Source organism: Pseudarthrobacter sp. H2 (assembly GCF_050157045.1).
Lineage (GTDB): Bacteria > Actinomycetota > Actinomycetes > Actinomycetales > Micrococcaceae > Arthrobacter.
This window is the reverse complement of the sequence record NZ_CP189594.1, coordinates 4,155,420-4,172,975: the sequence shown is the minus strand read 5'-3', so window position 1 is coordinate 4,172,975 and position 17,556 is coordinate 4,155,420. Positions and strand designations below refer to the sequence as shown.

Annotated in this window: 13 protein-coding genes and 1 pseudogene; 3 read left to right on the top strand and 11 right to left on the bottom strand. The window is 67.2% G+C overall.

The features are described from left to right. Window position 1: 1 nt before the first annotated feature. The 5 genes from ACQCSZ_RS19325 to ACQCSZ_RS19305 form a co-directional block, all read right to left on the bottom strand. On the bottom strand, window positions 2–3,130 hold the full coding sequence (locus ACQCSZ_RS19325) for an efflux RND transporter permease subunit (protein ID WP_427005284.1): 3,129 nt from the start codon (window positions 3,128–3,130) through the stop codon (window positions 2–4). A 1-nt stretch (window position 3,131) separates the two neighbouring features. Continuing rightward, window positions 3,132–3,587 carry a hypothetical protein gene (locus ACQCSZ_RS19320; RefSeq protein WP_427005283.1) on the bottom strand — a complete coding sequence of 152 codons (456 nt, stop codon included), beginning with the start codon at window positions 3,585–3,587 and terminating at the stop codon, window positions 3,132–3,134. After that, window positions 3,584–6,754 (bottom strand): efflux RND transporter permease subunit, encoded by a 3,171-nt coding sequence (locus ACQCSZ_RS19315; RefSeq protein WP_427005282.1) that lies wholly within the window; start codon window positions 6,752–6,754, stop codon window positions 3,584–3,586. Before ACQCSZ_RS19315 ends, ACQCSZ_RS19320 begins: the two co-directional genes overlap by 4 nt. A gap of 464 nt (window positions 6,755–7,218) precedes the next feature. After that, window positions 7,219–7,926: a hypothetical protein gene (locus tag ACQCSZ_RS19310; protein ID WP_427005281.1), complete on the bottom strand. Its 708-nt coding sequence runs from the start codon at window positions 7,924–7,926 to the stop codon at window positions 7,219–7,221. Between the two features lie 857 nt (window positions 7,927–8,783). Then, window positions 8,784–9,944, bottom strand: a complete 1,161-nt coding sequence (locus tag ACQCSZ_RS19305) for a GGDEF domain-containing protein (protein ID WP_427005280.1) — start codon at window positions 9,942–9,944, stop codon at window positions 8,784–8,786. A gap of 247 nt (window positions 9,945–10,191) precedes the next feature. Between ACQCSZ_RS19305 and ACQCSZ_RS19300 the strand changes: the two genes are divergently transcribed. Continuing rightward, complete coding sequence (locus ACQCSZ_RS19300; RefSeq protein WP_427005279.1) at window positions 10,192–11,001, top strand: putative protein N(5)-glutamine methyltransferase; 810 nt, start codon at window positions 10,192–10,194, stop codon at window positions 10,999–11,001. Here the strand turns inward: ACQCSZ_RS19300 and ACQCSZ_RS19295 are convergent. The 6 genes from ACQCSZ_RS19295 to ACQCSZ_RS19270 all read right to left on the bottom strand — a co-directional run bounded on the left by ACQCSZ_RS19295 (window position 10,998) and on the right by ACQCSZ_RS19270 (window position 14,965). Beyond that, window positions 10,998–11,408 carry a hypothetical protein gene (locus ACQCSZ_RS19295; protein ID WP_427005278.1) on the bottom strand — a complete coding sequence of 137 codons (411 nt, stop codon included), beginning with the start codon at window positions 11,406–11,408 and terminating at the stop codon, window positions 10,998–11,000. The two genes, ACQCSZ_RS19300 and ACQCSZ_RS19295, sit on opposite strands and share 4 nt — an antisense overlap. Window positions 11,409–11,557: 149 nt before the next feature. Beyond that, entirely contained in the window at window positions 11,558–11,821 is a 264-nt protein-coding gene (locus tag ACQCSZ_RS19290) for a GlsB/YeaQ/YmgE family stress response membrane protein (RefSeq protein ID WP_427005277.1), read from the bottom strand. A 121-nt stretch (window positions 11,822–11,942) separates the two neighbouring features. Next, window positions 11,943–12,914 carry an aldo/keto reductase gene (locus ACQCSZ_RS19285; RefSeq protein ID WP_427005276.1) on the bottom strand — a complete coding sequence of 324 codons (972 nt, stop codon included), beginning with the start codon at window positions 12,912–12,914 and terminating at the stop codon, window positions 11,943–11,945. 101 nt (window positions 12,915–13,015) lie between these two features. Beyond that, window positions 13,016–13,225 (bottom strand): dodecin, encoded by a 210-nt coding sequence (locus ACQCSZ_RS19280; RefSeq protein ID WP_427005275.1) that lies wholly within the window; start codon window positions 13,223–13,225, stop codon window positions 13,016–13,018. Between the two features lie 91 nt (window positions 13,226–13,316). Continuing rightward, the gene (locus ACQCSZ_RS19275) at window positions 13,317–14,192 is read right to left on the bottom strand and encodes an SGNH/GDSL hydrolase family protein (RefSeq protein WP_427005274.1); all 876 of its coding nucleotides are present in this window, start codon (window positions 14,190–14,192) and stop codon (window positions 13,317–13,319) included. Window positions 14,193–14,254: 62 nt separating this feature from the next. Beyond that, window positions 14,255–14,965 carry a FadR/GntR family transcriptional regulator gene (locus ACQCSZ_RS19270; RefSeq protein WP_427005273.1) on the bottom strand — a complete coding sequence of 237 codons (711 nt, stop codon included), beginning with the start codon at window positions 14,963–14,965 and terminating at the stop codon, window positions 14,255–14,257. 160 nt (window positions 14,966–15,125) lie between these two features. Here ACQCSZ_RS19270 and ACQCSZ_RS19265 point away from each other — a divergent pair, with 160 nt between their 5' ends. Beyond that, window positions 15,126–16,640: a four-carbon acid sugar kinase family protein gene (locus tag ACQCSZ_RS19265; RefSeq protein WP_427005272.1), complete on the top strand. Its 1,515-nt coding sequence runs from the start codon at window positions 15,126–15,128 to the stop codon at window positions 16,638–16,640. Further along, window positions 16,582–17,541 (top strand): annotated as a pseudogene (locus ACQCSZ_RS19260) (NAD(P)-dependent oxidoreductase); the annotation flags it as partial. The gene ACQCSZ_RS19265 and the pseudogene ACQCSZ_RS19260, both read left to right, overlap by 59 nt. Window positions 17,542–17,556 lie beyond the last annotated feature (15 nt).

The following is a 17,556-nucleotide window of genomic DNA, read 5'->3' as shown; positions in this document are numbered from 1 at the left end:
ATCAGGCGGTCACAGGATCCTTGACGGATCGGGCCTTCCGGGATTTTCCGAAGCGGAGGTAGAGCGAAGGAACAATGAACAAATTGAGCAGGGTGGACGTGACAAGTCCGCCCAGGATGACCACGGCCATGGGGTGTTCGATTTCATGGCCCGGGATATTGCCCATGACCACCAGGGGCACCAGGGCCAGCCCGGTGGCAAGGGTGGTCATGAGGATCGGGGAAAGCCGTTCCGCCGCTCCGCGCAGCACGAGGGCACGGCCGAAGGCAACGCCTTCGTTCCTTTCCAGATGCTGGCAGTGGCTGATGAGCAGGATGCCGTTGCGCGCCGCGATGCCCATCACCGTGAGGAACCCGACGAGTGAGCCGAGGGAGAGGACTCCGCCGGTCATGGAGGCGGCGAAAACCCCGCCGACGAGGGCTATCGGGAGCGTCAGCAGCGCGAGTACGGCCAGCCGCCAGCTCCGGAACGAGGCCTGAAGGAACAGCAGGATCAGGCCAAGGGCCGCCACGGCGAAGATCGTCAGGCGTTCCGTGGCCGCTTCCCGTTCGGTGTACTCCCCGAAGAGCTGGACGCTGTAGCCGGCCGGCAGGTCCAGCTCTTCGAGACGGTCCTGCAGCTTCCGGACAACGGTCCCGAGGTCTGCCCCCTGGGCGATGAAGGAACCCACCTCGACGCGGCGGGAGCCGTTCGTGCGGTCGATGAGGTTCGGCGTCGCCTGCACACTGACGGCCGCGACGTCGGCAAGGCGGACACGCTGCCCGCCGGGGGTGTCGAGCGGCAGGTCCTCGATGCTGGTGACGCTGGAACGGGTTTCCGGAGTGCTCCAGACCTGGACGTCGTAGGCCCGTCCGTCGCGGAAGACGTCCCCGACCTCTTCCCCGGCCACGAGCGTCGCGGCCGCCCGCCTCACGTCGCCGGGCTTCAGCCCGTACTTTTGCGCCTTGTCCAGGTCCACCTTGACGGTGATCTGCGGCACCTCGACCTCGAGGGACACATGGGGATTCGCGGTACCCTCGATCTCGTCAAGAATCGACTTGACCCTTTGGGCCTGCTCCCGGAGCACGTTCAGGTCATCGCCGTAGACCCGGACCAGGACCGGTTCGCTGGCGCCGGTCAGGACCTCCTCGATCCTCTCCTTCAGATAGGTCTGGACGTCCCGGTGGAGGCCCGGGTAGCCGTCCACCACCGTCTGGACCGCTGCCACCGTCGTCTCGTAGTCTGCGTGGCGGTCGATGCTGATCCAGTGTTCACCGGCGTTGACGCCGACGATCTCGTCTGCCGCGAAGGCCTGCCCGATATGGGTTCCGCAATTGAGCACGCCGGGGACCTTGAGGAACTCCTCGCAGCCGCGCTGCGCAATCCGGTACTCCTCCGCGGCGGAGGTGCCCGGCTCCGAGACCCAGTGCATCAGGAAATCCCGTTCCTTGAAGGTGGGGAACAAGGACTGGCCCAGCAGGGGAGCGATCGCCAGGCCCGTCAGGGCGAGGGCGCCGAAGCCGGCGTAGCCATAGCGGGGCCGGTTCATGATCCGCGACAGGACGGCGTGGTAGCCGCGCTTGAGCACCCGGACCAGGGGAGGATCGCGCTGCTCCAGTTTCGCGTTGCCCAGCAGGATCAGGGCCAGGGCCGGCGTGACGGTCAATGCCACCAGCATGGAGGCGAAGACGGCCAGGGTGTAGGAGACAGCCAGCGGCCTGAAGAAGACGCCGGTCAGCCCGTCGAGGAAGAAGATGGGCACGGCCGCGACGACGATGATCAAGGTCGCGTACACAATGGGGCTTCGCATTTCGAGGGAGGCCCTCAGCACCACCGACGCCGTCGATTCGCCGCTGCCCGCGGCCCGGTGCTGCCTGAGTCGGCGCATGATGTTTTCGACGTCGATGATCGCGTCGTCGACGACGACGCCCACGGCGATGACTAGCCCCGCCAGGACCATGGTGTTGATGGAACTGGCGGTGGCGTACAGGACCAGGGCTGCGGTGAGCAGGGAGAGCGGAATGGCCACGAGGCTGATCAGGGCGGTGCGCCATTGGAAGAGGAAGGCGCCGAGAATCATGACGACCAGCAGGCAGCCCAGGAGCAGGGCGAGGCTGAGGTTGGAAATCGCCTCCTCGATGAAGCTCGCCGGGCGGAAGATGGTGGTGTCAAAGCTGATTCCGCTCAGGCCGGGCTGGAGCTGGCGAAGGGCCTCTTCGACTCCCCTGGTCACATCGAGGGTGTTGCCCCAGGGGAGTTTTTCGACGATGAGCATGAGACCGTGCCCGTTGTTGATGACCGCATCACCGATGAGCGGCTGGTGGTCCTCCACGACCCTGGCCACGTCGCCCAGGTGCAGCGCGACGCCGTCCTTTTCCCTGATCGTGACCTGGGCCAGATCCGCGGGGCTGGAGACCGCCTGGACATGCCGGACCCCCATCCTCTGGTTCGGACTGTCGATGAAGCCGCCCGTGCCGATGAACCGGCCGGGGGAGTACCTCAGCAGGCCGGCGTCTACTGCTCCGGCAGTGACTTCCATGACCTGGTTGAGCGAAATGTTTTCAGCCTTGAGCCGGTCCGGTTCCACCTGGACCTGCAGCATCTGGAGCCGTTCACCCCAGATGGCGACGTTGGCCACGCCCGGCACCCGGAGCAGCCGGGCGCGGATCGTCCAGTAGGAGAGCATGGACATCTCGATCAGGGACCGGTTGGAGGAGGTCATCCCGATCTTCATCACGCGGCTCGTCGAGGACAGGGGCTGCAGCATGACCGGCGGGGCCGCCCAGGTGGGCAGCGCAGAGGTCACTGCCGCCATCCGTTCCGAGACCAGCTGGCGTGCGTTCAGCAGGTCGGTGCCTTGTTTGAAGACCAGCACGATCGAGGACAGCTGGGGCACGGACTTGGAACGCAGCTCATCCAGGCCGGGCATCCCGCTGAGGGCTGCCTCGATCGGGACGCTGACCAGTTCTTCCACCTCCTGCGCGGTCAGGCCCAGGCAGGCGGTCTGGATTTCCACGCGCGGCGGCGCGAATTCCGGAAACACATCGATGGACGCTGCACTCAGCTGCACGGAGCCCAACAGCATCACGGCACAGGCCAGTGCGACCACCACCGTCCTGAATTTGAGGCTGATGCCTATGATCCAGCGCATCTCAGTGGGCCGTGTCCAGTTCCGCGCCGAAGAGTTCCTCGGCTCCCAGCGTGACCACGATAGTCCCGGCCGGCGGGCCGGCCGTGAGCAGGGCGGCTTCGCCGGCTATGCGCTCGACGGTGATGGCCTGGCGGACGTACACCCGGGATTCCGGATTGGTGTAGACCCAGGTCCTGCCCTGGCTGTCATAGAGGACGGCGGCGTAGGGGACGGTCAGCTTCCCCTGCGGGCCGGTCGCCGCCGTCGCGGTTTTGAGCCCGATCCGCTCAATGGCGTGTTCGGTCAGGGTGACGCGCTGCAGGTCCGTTCCGGTGATTTCTTCGAGGGTCGCGGGTGCCTCGGCGGCCGATTCGGCTTCGAGCCGCGGCTGGGCGCAGCCCGGCAGGAACAATGCCACGGACAGCACGGCGATGAGGGCCGGAGCGCTGCGGCCGGTCCGCGGAATTATCGGATTCATGACGCATCCTGACTCTCAGTGCGGACCAGGGGATTGTGCCCGGTCCTGGGCCCCGGTGCCCGTTCCGGTCCGAATCGAAGCAACAGTGCGGGCAGGATGAATAGGAGAAAGAGGGTGGTGGTCAGCAGTCCGCCCCAGATGATCATGGCGAGCGGCTGGATGATTTCCGTCCCGACCACGCCGCCGAGAAGCACCAGCGGCAGCAAAGCCAGTCCGGCCATCAGGGCCGACACCAGGGCCGGGACCACCCGGTCCCTCGCGCCCTGCATCACGAGTGACGGCCAGGACGGCACGCTGTCCTCAGACCGCAGGCTTTGGACCCGGCTGAGCAGCAGGATGGAGCCGCGGACGGCGATGCCCAGGACGGCCGAGAACGCGGCCAGCGAAATCAGGGAGTTGATTCCGCCCGTCGCCTGGGCTGACAGCACCCCGCCGGACAGGGCCACGATCAGGCCCAGGAAAACCGCTGCACCGAGCCGCCAGCTTCCCAGCGCCGTCTGGAGCAGCACCAGGATGCCGGCTGCGGCGACCGCCGCGAGCAGCCACAGCCACTGGGAATAGCTTTGCTGCTGGGCATACTGGGTGAGGATCTCCGCATGGTAGGAGAGCGGGAACTGGAGCTGCTGGAGGCCCTTTTCGATGTCCTGCTGCACCTCGTTGAGCCCGCGGCCCTGGATTTCAGCCGTCACGTCCATGCGGCGTGAGGTGTCGTCATGCAGGATCACCGCCTCGTTGCCGACCATGCTGACCTGGGCGACGTCGCCGAGGCGTACGTGCCCGCCGCTGGGGGTGTCGAGGAGGAGTTCGCGGACGCTGGTCAGGCTGTTCCGGGTGGCTGGCGTCCCCTTCACGATCACCGAGAAGACCTTCTGTTGTTCGTAGATGTTGCCGACTTCGATCCCCTGTATCAGGGCAGCTGCCGCGCGCCGTATATCGCCGGGTATGAGACCCGCTTTCTGGGCTTCGGCCAGATTCACCTTGACCTCGGCGATCGGCTGTTGGCGGGGCGCGTCGATATGGGGATTGACGACGCCGTCGGTGTGGGCCAGGATCTGCTGCACTTCGCCTGCCTTCTGGCGGAGCGTGGTCATGTCCAGCCCGTAGACCCGGACCGTGAAGCCGCTGTCGGCGGCGTCGCGGATCTGGTCGATTTTCTGCTGCGGGTAGGTGGAGACTTTGCTGGTCAGCCCCGGGTATCCGTCCACCACCTGCTGGATGGCCGCTGCCGTGTCGCGATACGACGCGTCCGGGGTTATCGTCACCCAGAGTTCTCCCGAACTGACGTCCCCCACCTGGTCCGAGGTTATGGCGCGCCCGACATGCCCGCCCACGTTGGCGACGCCTGGCAGCGCCCGGAGTTCGCGGGCGGCCGCGTCGGTGATCCGGCTCATTTCCTGGTCCGAGGTGCCGGCCGCTGCGCTCCACTGCACGACGAGGGTATGGTCTGCCAGCACCGGCACCACGGGGCGGCTGGCGGCCAGCTGGGGGACGAGGGCAAGGCCCGCCAGTGCGACGACGGCGGCCGCGGCGAACACCCACCGGGTCTTACCGGCCAGCCGGGACACGGCACGGCCGTAGCCCCTTTGCATCCGGCCCAGGGCCCGGTTTTCCCGTTGCGGGTCGGGGGCCTTGGTAGGCAGGACAAAGGCCAGCGCCGTGGTAACAGTCAGCGCCACTATCATCGAGACGGCGAGGGCGAGCAGGTAGGAGAAGACCAGGGGCCCGAAGAGCGCCCCGTTCTCGCCTGTCACGAAGAATGCGGGCAGAACAGAGAGCGCCATGATCAGCAACGAGTAGAGAATGGGCGTTCGGACGGCCCGCAGGGCCCCCGCCGCCAGGGTCTCCTTCGACTCGCCGGAGCCGGACTCCCAGGCGCGGGAATCCCCGGCGCGGGCGGCCAGGGCTACACCGTTGAGGTCTTCGGCAACGTCTCCCACGATGACGGCCAGGGCAAGGATCATGCCGGCCAGGACCATGGTGTTCATCCCGGTGCCCCGCAGGTAGAGGATCAAAGCCGCAGCGGTCAATGACACCGGAATCGTGATCAGGCTGATCACCGCGGCGCGCCACGAGCGGAAGAACGCGCCAAACATGGCGGCTATCAGCAGCAGGGTGACAAGCAGTGCGATGCCAAGCGTTCCGGTCTCTTCCTGGATGAAGGACGCCGGCCGGTAGACGGTGGTGTCGATCGTGACGCCGGGCAAGCCGGGCTGGAGCGCGTGGAGTGCCTCATCGATGCCCCGGGTCACGTCCCTCGTGTTGGTCTCCGGGAACTTTTCGATGACCAGCAACAGCTCAGCATCCTTGCTGAGCAAGGTATCGCCGATCAGCGGCTGGTGATCCGTCTCGACGCGGGCGACGTCGCCCAGCACCAGCTTCCCGTCCGGCCGCTCAAGGCTCACCTTGCTCAGGTCCTGGGGCGTGGTGATGGGCAGGACGTGCTGGACTCCGAGCCGCTGGTGGCTTGTCTCCAGAAAGCCGCCGGTACCGGGCGTGGAGGCCTCCAAATAGCTCAAGGGGGATACCCACACCGCGTTGCCCGTCGTCGTAATGACGTCGTCCAGCGTCACGCCCTTGGCCTGGAGCTGCTCGGGATCGACCAGGACCTGCAGTTGCTGGTCGCGCAGGCCCCAGATGGCCACGTTCGCGACGCCCGCCACGGCCAGGAGCCCGGGCTTCATGGTCCACCTGGCCAGGACGGACATGTCGATGGCAGACATGTCCCTGGAGGTAAGCCGGATCATCATGACGCGGCTCGTCGAGGACAGCGGCTGCATGAGGACAGGCGCAGCCGATACATTTGGCAGGGCGCGCGCCTGGGTCAGGCGCTCCGAGACAAGTTGGCGGGCCCGGAAGAGGTCCGTCCCTGGCTTGAAGACCATCTGGATCGAGGAAAGACCAGGGACGGATTTGGAGCGGATGGCCTCCACCCAGGCCACGCCGTTCAACAAGTCGGCCTCCATCGGGGAGGTGATCAGCTGTTCAACTTCGGCGGCGGACAGGCCCAGGGCTTCAGTCTGGATCTCAACCTGTGGCGGTGCGAATTCCGGGAACGCGTCCACGGACATGCCGGGCAGGCTGGTGAACCCAAAACCCAGGATTCCCACCGCCAATGCCAGGACCAGAAGCCGGAACTGGAGAACCCAGCGGAGGATCGCGCCCATCATGGCCGGTTCACCGCGGACGCCGTGGTGCTGGAGCGGGCAGGGCCGCAATCCGGCGGCCGACGGCGTCGTCGGTAGCCCGGTTTATTGAGCTGATGGCGGGGAGGGAACGGCGGCGCGGGCGCACTTCCGAATCGATTTCCGGTAAGTGCCTGCTGGAAATGTTTGATGCCCGGTAGCTATCCACGGCTCGGTTCCTTGGTGCAGTGCCAATTGGTGCAGTGCCAGGCGCCCCAGGCGTCTACACCCATGATGATCCCCGGGCAGACCCCGGTCAACGTGCCGATGATGAATTTTCAGGGTACTCGCAGGTATTTTTCTGAGTTCCTTCAGGCAGATATGGTATGGGCCCGAATGGCCGGATGTTGGCGATGTCTGGGCGGCGGGGATTCGGGCATCAAAATAGCAAGTTTGCCTGGCTATAGGCCCGGTTCGGTGACTGGCCGGCCGTGGCTGACCCCGATCCCTCAGTAGCCGCCGGAGCCCAGATTTGCAACTTCAGCGTGGGGCGTTGTGCCGTAGACACTTCCGCTGACCTGGTAAGCGTGCATGTCCAGTTCCAGTGCCTGCTGATTGATCTCACTCAGCTTGGAGTCTGCGAGCGTGTCCGCCTTGACAAGGTCCAAGGACTCCTGGTCTGCACCACTAATCGCTGTCACTTTCACCAGCCCCGTGCCCGCTGAATAGAACTTCTGCTGGTGGCCCACAGCCGGTTCCAGCGGATTGTATTCATCAACGACCAGCACATCGTCGTAGCACCCGGCGGGCACGCATACCCGCTGGTGCTCCTTGAAGACGGCTCCACAATCCAGGAACCCCACGTCGGGTGCGTGGGCCTGGACGTAGCCCGGGGTGCCGGTCAGGGGCTGATCCTGCATGGCGATCCCTGCCTGGGCCTTGGAAATCCCGCTAATGAAGGTGCGGGGCGCGCCGGTGAAATTGCCGCTTTCGTACTCTTCCGGATACTCCCCGAAGAGCCAGACCGCTCCCTTCTCCGTCTGGGCAAAGAAGGCCAGTTCGGATTCCACCAGCTCCCCGTCGGAGTAGTCCTGGTCCCACATCACGAGGGTCTTCACGCCGTCTATCACCTTTGTCAGTCCGGTCACGGAGTGGACGACCGTGCGCACAGTGGTGCCATCGGCACTCGTCACCGTGCCCGTCGTCGTGTACTGCATGCCGGGCTTGAGCGGAAACCACTTGTTGTCTATCCTCGGAGCCGGTTGGAAGGCGGAGCGGTCGTAGCGGATGGCGGACCCCGCCCCGCAGAACTCTGTGGCGTCCGAGGTCCCTGTCGGCGACGCTGACTCCGACGCCGTCCCTGTCGGCGACGCTGACTCCGACGCCGTCCCTGTCGGCGTCCCTGTGGACGTGGACGGGGAAGGCGCACCGTTTGGCGCGGCACACGACGCCACCGTGGACATTGCCAGAAACAGCACGAGCGCGGAACCCAACGCTGTTAGTCGGTTACTTGGCTGGAACATCTCGGTGTCCTTTCACATTGGGATTTGTTGCTTGGTCTAGCTTCCAGTGAGTGCGTTTCGAGGGGTGCGCTCTCGGTCCCGATAACCAACGCCCGGCAGGAGCGGCTTGGGAAATGCCCGGAAGGGGCCAGCCCTCCGGGCGCCTTCATGAGAGCCCGAAGAAAGAACGACTGTGACAGGGGAAGAGAGGGTTCGATACCCGGGGAGAGTTAGCCGCCCGGCCCGGAAGACTCACCGATGGATAAGGTATTCCCCTGAGCCGACGCCACCGGGCAACGCTAAAGTCCACATCTTCTGACCCTATGTAGCAGACAGGACGTGGATGCAGGGCAGGCATTGCTTTAACTGTTTTCATGCCGCACCACCCACGGTCCAACGTTTTCTCAATTGTGCTCCCGCCAGAGCAGAAAAGAACAGTTCGATCCCCACAGGGCCTACTCTTTTAGCGAAGAGTGGAAACCCTGGCATCCTGGCGACAGGCTGCCCCGAGGCAGGCAGGCAGGCAGGCAGGCAGGCAGGCCGGCCCGCCGGCGCGCTCAGCCCGGCGGCGCTCAGCCCGCCGGGCGGCTCGCCTGCGCCGCGCCAATCATGGCCCGGTTGCGTCCCGCTGCCTTCGCCGCGTACAGCCCACCGTCGGCCTCGCGGATCAGCCGCTGAAGGCCGGCGTTCGTGCCCCGGGTGTCGACGACGCCGAAACTCGCCGTGGGTGCCGGGGCCCCGCCCGGCAGGGAGCTGCGCGCAGCGAGGGCGGCATTGATCCGGTCGGCGATCCGGACGCCCTCCTCGGCGTCAACCCCGGTCAGCAGCAGGACGAATTCCTCGCCGCCGTAGCGCCCCACGAGGTCCGCTGTCCGGAGGGTCGAACGGCAGGCCTCACTGAAGGCGCGGATGACGCCGTCGCCGGCGTCATGCCCGTAACCGTCGTTGATGGCCTTGAACCGGTCCAGGTCAGCCATGACGATCGCGGTGTCGACGCCGGCGTCCAGATTGGCGCGGAGGCGCAGCTGGGCCTGATGCATGAATCCGCCACGGTTCAAGAGGCCGGAGAGCGCGTCGCGCGAGGCCCGCTCCCTGAGGTCCTCGGTCCGGCGGGCGGTGTTCAGGGCCGTGATGCTCGCGGAGACCACCACCAGCAGGACCATGGCCATGAGCAAGGTGACTCCGGTGCCGAACAGCAACTGGAAGAGCGGGTCCTCGGGGCTCAACACGGCCAGGCCCACGGTGCGGCTGAGGTAGTAGGCGGCGCAGACGGCCGTCGCGATCGCCAGGGAGCGCACTGTCTGCCAGGAGCCTTCACGCTCGCGCCACAATTCCAGCGACGCCAGTCCGATCGCGGTCCCCATCAGGGCCAGGCAGACGAGAGTGGCGGAGCGGGCGTCGGCGGCAAAGCGCACGGCCACGGCCAGAACCGTAGGGACCAGCAGGAACCAGGCGCGCACCCTGCGGCCCGCCAGCGAACGGGTTCCGGCCCAGACGCTGCCGGAACCGAGCACCATCACCCCGTTTCCGATGCCGGGGGCCCAGGCCTGGTTCCAGACTTCCCCCACGAAGTAGAAGAGCGCGGCGCTGAAAAAGGAGCCGACGGCAACGCACCACCAGCCGGCGAAGGCGGCCCGGGACTTGCGGTAGGTGTCGAAGTAGAAGAGCACCAGCATGGTCATGGTCAGCACGGCGAAGACCACCATGAGCGTCGACCGGTCGAGCAACACCATATGCGAACGAGTCCAAGCTGCCGGAGGCGGTCCCCACAGACCCCGGCGTAGATTTCCCTGCCGGATCACGCCCCGGCCGGGTCCAGTCTTCCAGAACCTCAGCCGCCGCCCCGGCAGCGACACAACAGTTGCCGGACCAGCGGAGTGTCCAGGGAGGCGCGCTGGCACCGGGCCGGGGGGCCGTGCAGCCGTCCTGCCGGTTCGGTAGCATGGGTTTCCATCAGCCACGGCGGAAGGGGGCGTTCCCATGCCGTCCCTCCCGGTTACCGAGCCGGCGATCGTCCGGACACTGCGGGCTGCCGGCTGCGTCTTTGCCGAAGAGGAAGCGCGCCTGCTGACGCAGGCCGCGCAGACGCCGCGGCAACTCGCGGCCATGCTCCGGCGGAGGGCCTCCGGCGTGCCGCTGGAGCACATCCTGGGCTGGGTGCAGTTCTGCGGATTAAGGATTGCGGTGGACGCCGGAGTCTTCGTGCCCCGCCGCCGGACTGAGTTCCTCGTCCGGCAGGCCGCCCGGCTCCTCGAGCCGTCCGACGGCGCCCGTCCGGCGCCCGTCGTCGTCGACCTCTGCTGCGGTTCCGGTGCCGTCGGGGCGGCGCTCGCCTCGCTGGCCGGCCCGCTGGAGCTGCACGCCGCCGACGTCGACCCGGCAGCGGTGGCGTGCGCCCGCCGGAACGTCCTCCCGCTGGGCGGGGAAGTCCATGAGGGCGACCTTTTCGCGCCGATCCCGGCCCGGCTCCGCGGCGCGGTCCTGGTGCTTGCGGTCAACGCCCCGTATGTGCCCTCGGCTGCGATCGGGACGATGCCGCCGGAAGCCCGCCTGCACGAGCCGAGGGCCTCCCTCGACGGCGGCGCCGACGGGCTCGACGTGCAACGGCGGGTGGCCGCCGCGGCGCCGCAATGGCTGGCACCGGGCGGCCGCCTGCTGATCGAGACGAGCCGGGGGCAGGCGCCCCGGACCGCCGAACTGTTCCGCCGCAGCGGCCTCACCGCCCGGGTGCTCCACTCCGGGAAGCTGGATGCCACCGTGGTGGCCGGTGGCATCCGCAGGTCCGGCTAAGGGACCTTGTCCGGATCGACGTTGGTGGCGGGCCCTGCCGGGGTGGCGCCGCCTTCATCGGACCAGTCCTGGCCGGTCCGGTCATTGAGTGCCGGGTCGGATCCGACGTCCGGGGCGGCCTGGTCCGCGCTCTTCACATGGGTGTTGTTGTGTTCCGCCCTGTCGCGATGGGTGGCGGAACCGATGACGGTGCTTGCCCGGCGGGCCGCGTGGGTGAGCTGCCCGGGGAGCTCGGGGGCCTTTTCCTTGACGGCTTCCGTTGCCGCGGCCACCTTGTCCTGGATCGGCTTGCTTTCCCAGAGTGCGGCAGCCCGGGTCTTGAGTTTGTCATAGGCCGCCCGGCCGGACCGTGATCCGAGGACGAAGCCTGCGGCGATTCCGGCGCCGAAAAGAAGTTTCGCTTTCATGCTGTACTCCTGCTCTGTGAATCTTGCTGTGGCTTTTTGCTGTGGCTTTTTTGCGCGGGCTGTGATGTTGAAGCTGCACCAATGGCGTGTCCTGTGCGAAAAACCGGCCCCGGAAAAATTCCGGGGCCGGTTTCCGGCCAGGCTCAGCTTTAGCGGGCTGAACGCTTGGTGATCATGCCGTAAACCAACAGGACGATGATCGCACCGCCGATGGCCAGCAGCCAGGTCGAGAGCGAGAAGAACTCGTTGAGGCCAGTGCCGAACAGTGCGCCACCAATCCAGCCGCCAAGAACGGCGCCGACAACGCCGAGGAGCAGGGTGATGAAAATGCCACCGCCCTGGCGTCCCGGGAGGATTGCCTTAGCGATTGCTCCGGCGATAAGGCCCAGAATCAGAAATGCGAAAAAACCCATTTTATCGTTCCTTCTTCTTTCATTGAGGAGGCACCCGGATCGTCGGGTGCGCTTCGCCCTTCAGCCTCAATACTAATCATGCTTACTATTGAATTGCCACTCGGGGCCGGTTTCACTCAACTCACCAGGCATAGTCCTCCGGGGCGGTCCGGTGGCCCGGGAATATCACGTCGAGGTGCTTGAGGGCGTCGGCGTCGAGCGTCACGGCCAGGGCCCGGACGGCGGCATCGAGCTGCTCCCGGGTGCGCGGGCCGACAATCGGAGCGGTCACGGCGGGCTGGTGCAGGAGCCAGGCCAGGGCGACGTCGGCCGGTTCGTGGCCGAGTTCGTCGGCGAAGTCCTCGTACTGCCGGATCTGGTCCTGGTGCGTCTTGAGGGTTTCGACCGAGCGGCCGGTGGCGCGGCGGACGCCGTCGTGTTCCTTCTTCAGCACCCCTCCGAGCAGCCCGCCGTGCAGCGGTGACCAGGGGATGAGTCCCAGCCCGTACTGCTGCGCGGCCGGAATCACTTCCAGTTCCACGTTGCGGGTGAGCAGGTTGTAGATGGACTGTTCGCTGACGAGGCCGTTGAAGTGGCGGCGGGCCGCAGCCTCCTGGGCCTGGGCAATGTGCCAGCCGGCGAAGTTGCTGCTGCCCGAGTACAGGATCTTGCCCTGCTGGACCGCGACGCCGACCGCCTGCCAGATCTCGTCCCAGGGGGTGTTCCGGTCCACGTGGTGGAACTGGTAGAGATCGATGTAGTCCGTCTGCAGCCGCTTCAGGCTCGCGTCCAGGGCCCGGCGGATGTTCAGGGCGGAAAGTTTGGACTCGTTGGGCCGGTCCGTCATGGTTCCGTAGAGCTTGGTGGCGAGCACGGTGTGTTCCCGGCGCTCGCTGCCCTTGGCGAACCAGCGCCCCAGGATTTCTTCCGTCCAGCCCCGGCGGCCCGATCCGCCGTAGACATTGGCGGTGTCGAAGAAGTTGATGCCGGATTCCTGCGCCGAATCCATGATGGCGTGGGTCTCGGACTCCTCCGTCTGCGGACCGAAGTTCATGGTGCCCAGGCAGAGGCGCGAGACCGTCAGGCCGGAGCGGCCCAGATGGGTGTACTGCATGGCTGCTTCCTCGTTTTGCGCCGGTGCCCGGCCCCCGCGGCTGCCCCGGCGGTGTCCGCACACGGGCGGGACCGCAGGGGCCGGCGCTCCGGGGTCGGACCTCAGCGCTCCAGGCGGAACCCGAGCTTGATGGTCACCTGCCAGTCGGCGACTTCGCCGTTGGCCAGGTGGCCGCGGATCTCCTTGACCTCGAACCAGTCCAGGTTGCGGAGCGTCTTCGCGGCCTCGGCGACGCCGTTGCGCACCGCAGCGTCAACGCTTTCGGTGGAGGTTCCGACAATTTCAGAAATGCTGTAAGTGTGATTAGGCAACTTCGCTCCTCATGATCGCCATCGATACCCGGCTGTCGGCCGTTCCTGCAGACTAGCCGACGGATCGCGGCCGGACTAGGGCTAAACGGGGCTATGCGGCGCCGGCTGCGGGGTCCGGGGCGGCCTCGCGGAATCCGTAGACCGGTCCGGGCTCGGGCCGCTTGGCGGTCAGCGGCACGTCTTCGGCCCGTGGCCTGATCCGGCTGACCATCCAGGGGACAAGGTACTGCGTCGCCCAGGCCAGGTCTCCGACCCGGGCTTCCCGCCAGCTGCCGGCGGGCATCGGCTTGGGTTCCAGCGGCCGCAGGCTGTGCGGAACGCTGAGGGTGTCCAGCACCATCGTCGCGATCGTGTGATGTCCCAGCGGCGAGAAGTGCAGCCGGTCCGGATCCCACATCTGCGGATGCGCCAGCTGCCGGAGCGTCCACAAGTCGGCGATCACCCCGTGATGCCGGGCCGCAATGGTGCGGATGTTCTCGTTGAAGACGGCGACTTTGCCGCGGGTGCGGCCCAGCAGCGGGGTCCCGCCCCAGTCCGGGCCGGTGAACAGCACCACCGTAGCGCCGGTGGCGGCCAGTTCCTGCACCGCGGCATCCAAGGCGACGGCGAGCCGGTCGGGATCGCTCCGGTGGAACACCAGATCGTTCCCGCCGGCCGAAAGGGTCACCAGATCGGGTTTCGCCGCCAGGGCCGGCCCGAGCTGCTGGTCGAGGATCTGCCGCAGCAGGAGGCCGCTGACGGCAAGGTTGGCGTAGGCGAAATCCTCGCGGCGCTCGCTGAGCTCCTCGGCAATACGGTCCGCCCAGCCCCGGATACCGCCGGGACTCAACGGTTCCGGATCCCCGAGGCCTGCCGTGAATGAGTCGCCCAGGGCGACGTACCGGCTCCATGACCCCGCGGCGCGCCCGGCGGCGGCTCCGGTGGTGCCGGCAGGGCCGGCGCCCGGTCTGAAGCTGGCGGCATTCACACCCCCAGCAATACACCGGTATTTCCTGCCGCGCTAGGTACAAAGGCCCCTGATGTGGCCCGTCAGGCCGGACGGTCCGCCAGCACATAAGTCTTCAGGTCATCCAGTGTCTGCTGCATGTGCGCGTCCATGGCCTCGCGGGCCCGGTGCGGATCACGGGAGGCCAGGGCGTCCACGATGCCCTGGTGGTGTCCGATCGCGTGTGCCTGGATTTCGGGCACCGTGGAGGTCTCGGTGCGTCGCTTTTCCAGTATCCGGTGCAGCGGCTCGAACAGTACGGCGACGAACACGTTCTCCGAGGCCTGCAGGATGAGGTCGTGGAACGCCAGGTCTGCTTCAACAAATGCGGTCACGTCGTTGCTGCCGTGTGCCAGCCGCATCGCTTCCTGCTGCCCGCGGAGGGCCTGGATCCCGGCGTCGCCGATCCGCCCGGCGGCCAGTTCGCAGGCGCCGGTTTCCAGCATCCGGCGGAGCTCGATCAGCTGGATGGCGGCGGACGCATCGTTCTTGCCTTCTGACGCTGCCCGCAGGACGGCCTCCAGGGAAGCCCAGCGATTCAGGGGGTTCACGAAGGTGCCCCGGCCGCGCTCCACCCTGAGGATTCTCTGGGCCTCAAGGGTCTTCATCGCCTCCCGCACGGTCATGCGGCTCACCTCGTGCCGGGCGCTGAGCTCGAGCTCCCCGGGTACGCTCGCCCCCGGCAGGAACTCGCCGGAAATGATCCGGTCCAGCAGCTCGTCCGCCACCACGCCGACCAACGATTTCCTAGCCAATTTTCCCCGTCCAGCGCCCCGGTCCTGCCTGAGCGTCAAGTCTACTTGCGCGTCTTTGTGCCATGTGCCACACTATCATTCAGTTATCAGATGTCAGACATCTTACAAATCATTCTGGCGATACCGATGTACCGCAGACTTACCCACAATGGAGTGCAAAGTGCCCCTTGAAGCAGACGTGCTTGCCGCCTTCCCGGCGGAGGTGCGGATTCCCGCCCGGCTCGTGGCAGACGGCCTGGCCGCGTCCTCCGCGATATCGCCCCGGGTCTTCGTCGTGCTCGACGACGACCCCACCGGAACCCAGTCCGTCGCTGACCTGCCCGTCCTCACCCGCTGGGAAGTGGCGGACTTCGCCTGGGCCTTCGCCCATGAAATCAACGGCCGGCGCCAGCGCGCGGTCTACGTGCTGACCAACACCCGGAGCCTGGACCCGGCAGAGGCGGCCGCCCGCAACGAGGAAGTCGTCCGGAACGCCCTCGCGGCAGCCGCCGCGGTCCCGGCCGGCGCCGGCCCGAGGCTGCGCCTGAGCTTCGTCAGCCGCAGCGACTCCACCCTCCGCGGCCACTTTCCGCTGGAGCCCGACGTCATCGCGGCCACCGTCGCGGCCGTCGCCGGCGAGGCGACCGACGGCGTCGTGATTGTCCCGGCGTTCCCCGACGCCGGCCGCGTGACCATCGGCGGGGTGCACTACATGCGCGGCACCGGGGAAGACGCCGGCGCGCTGACCCCCGTGGCCGAGACGGAGTTCGCCAAGGACGCGTCCTTTGGCTTCGCCAACTCGGAACTGGCCAGGTACGTGGAGGAGAAGTCGGAGGGCCGCGTCGCCGCGGACTCCGTCATCGTCCTGGACCTCAACATCATCCGCGCCTCGACCGATCCGCAGATCTCCGCCAAGGCCATCGCCGACGCCATCGAGTCCGCCACCGACTCCACCCCGATCGTTGCCGACGTCGTCTCCGAAAACGATCTCCGTGCCCTCGCCCTGGGCCTCGAGGAAGCCGAACGCCGCGGCAAGAAGCTGCTCTACCGTGTCGGGCCGCCGTTCGTCCGCGCCCGGATCGGCCAGGAAATCCGCGCCGAACTCAGCGGTGAGGAAGCCTACGCCGGAAACGCGCCGTCGGAAGCCGGCGGCCTGATCGTGGTGGGTTCGCACGTCGGCGTCACCACCCGCCAGCTCAAGGCGCTGACCGAGCAGCACAGCGCGGCCCGGATCGTGGAGATCGACGTAGAGAAGCTCCTCGCCGCCGAAACCGAAACAGGCAGCGCGGACAGCTACCTCGACGAGACCGTGGACAAGGTGGTGGAGGCCCTCCGCGGCAGTGACGTCATCGTCCACACGAGCCGCCTGCTGATCAGGGCCCACGACGCCGCCGAGAGCCTGCGGATCGCGCGCACCGTCTCCGCCGCCGTCGTCGCGGTGGTGAACCGCACGCTCAAGACCTTCCCGCCGCGGTTCGTCATCGCCAAGGGCGGCATCACGTCCTCGGACGTCGCCGCCCACGGGCTGGAGATCCGGCACGCGATTGTCCGCGGCCCCATGCTCCCGGGCATCGTGAGCCTGTGGGAACCGGTGGACGGCCCCGCCAAGGGCATCCCGTACACCGTTTTCGCCGGGAATGTGGGCGATGACCAGTCCCTCGCCGCCGTCACGCGCAAGCTCAGCAACACCTTCTAATCCCCACCGGCTCCCAACCCTCGCAAGCTCGGGCCGGGGCCCTCGCCGGCGTGGGCCCACCACCCGCCAGTATTCAAAGGAGAACACCATGACCAGCAACTACACCATCACCGTCCTGGGCCTCGGAGCCATGGGCCTGCCCATGGCCACCCGCCTGGCCAGCCAGCTCACCGTCCACGGCTTCGACATCGCCGAGCCGCGGCTGAAGCTCGCTGAAGAGGCCGGTATCCGCACCTTCGCCTCCGCACGGGAAGCCTCGGAAGGCGCCGACGCCCTGCTGCTGGCGGTGCGCAACGGCGAACAGCTCAACGATGTCCTCTTCGGCGGGAACGGCGTGGCCTCCGTGCTGAAGCCGGGCGCCGTTGTGATCCTCGGCAGCACGGTGGGCACCGAAGCCATCCCGGCCACCGTGGACCGCCTGGCCGAATACGGCGTCGAACTGGTTGATGCCCCGCTCTCCGGCGGCCCCAAGCGCGCCGGAGAAGGCGACCTGCTGATCGTGGTGGGCGCATCGCCCGAGGCGCAGGAAAAGGCCCGCCCGGCGCTGGAACTCCTCGCCTCCACCCTGACCGTCGTGGGCGACAAGCCCGGCGACGGCCAGGCCCTCAAGACGGTCAACCAGCTCCTCTGCGGCGTCCACATCGCCGCGGCCGCCGAGGCCATGGCCCTTGCGGACGCCCTCGGCCTGGACCAGGCCAAGACCCTCGCCGCCCTCGAAGCCGGCGCGGCAGGCTCCTTCATGCTCTCCAACCGCGGCCCCCGGATTCTCAAGGCCTACACCGAGGAAGGCGCCGAGGTCCTGAGCCGCCTGGACATCTTCGTCAAGGACATGGGCATCGTGGGCAAGGCCGCCCGCGCCGCCGGACTCGCCGCCCCCGTGGCCGCCGCCGCCGAACAGCTCTACCTCCTCGGCCAG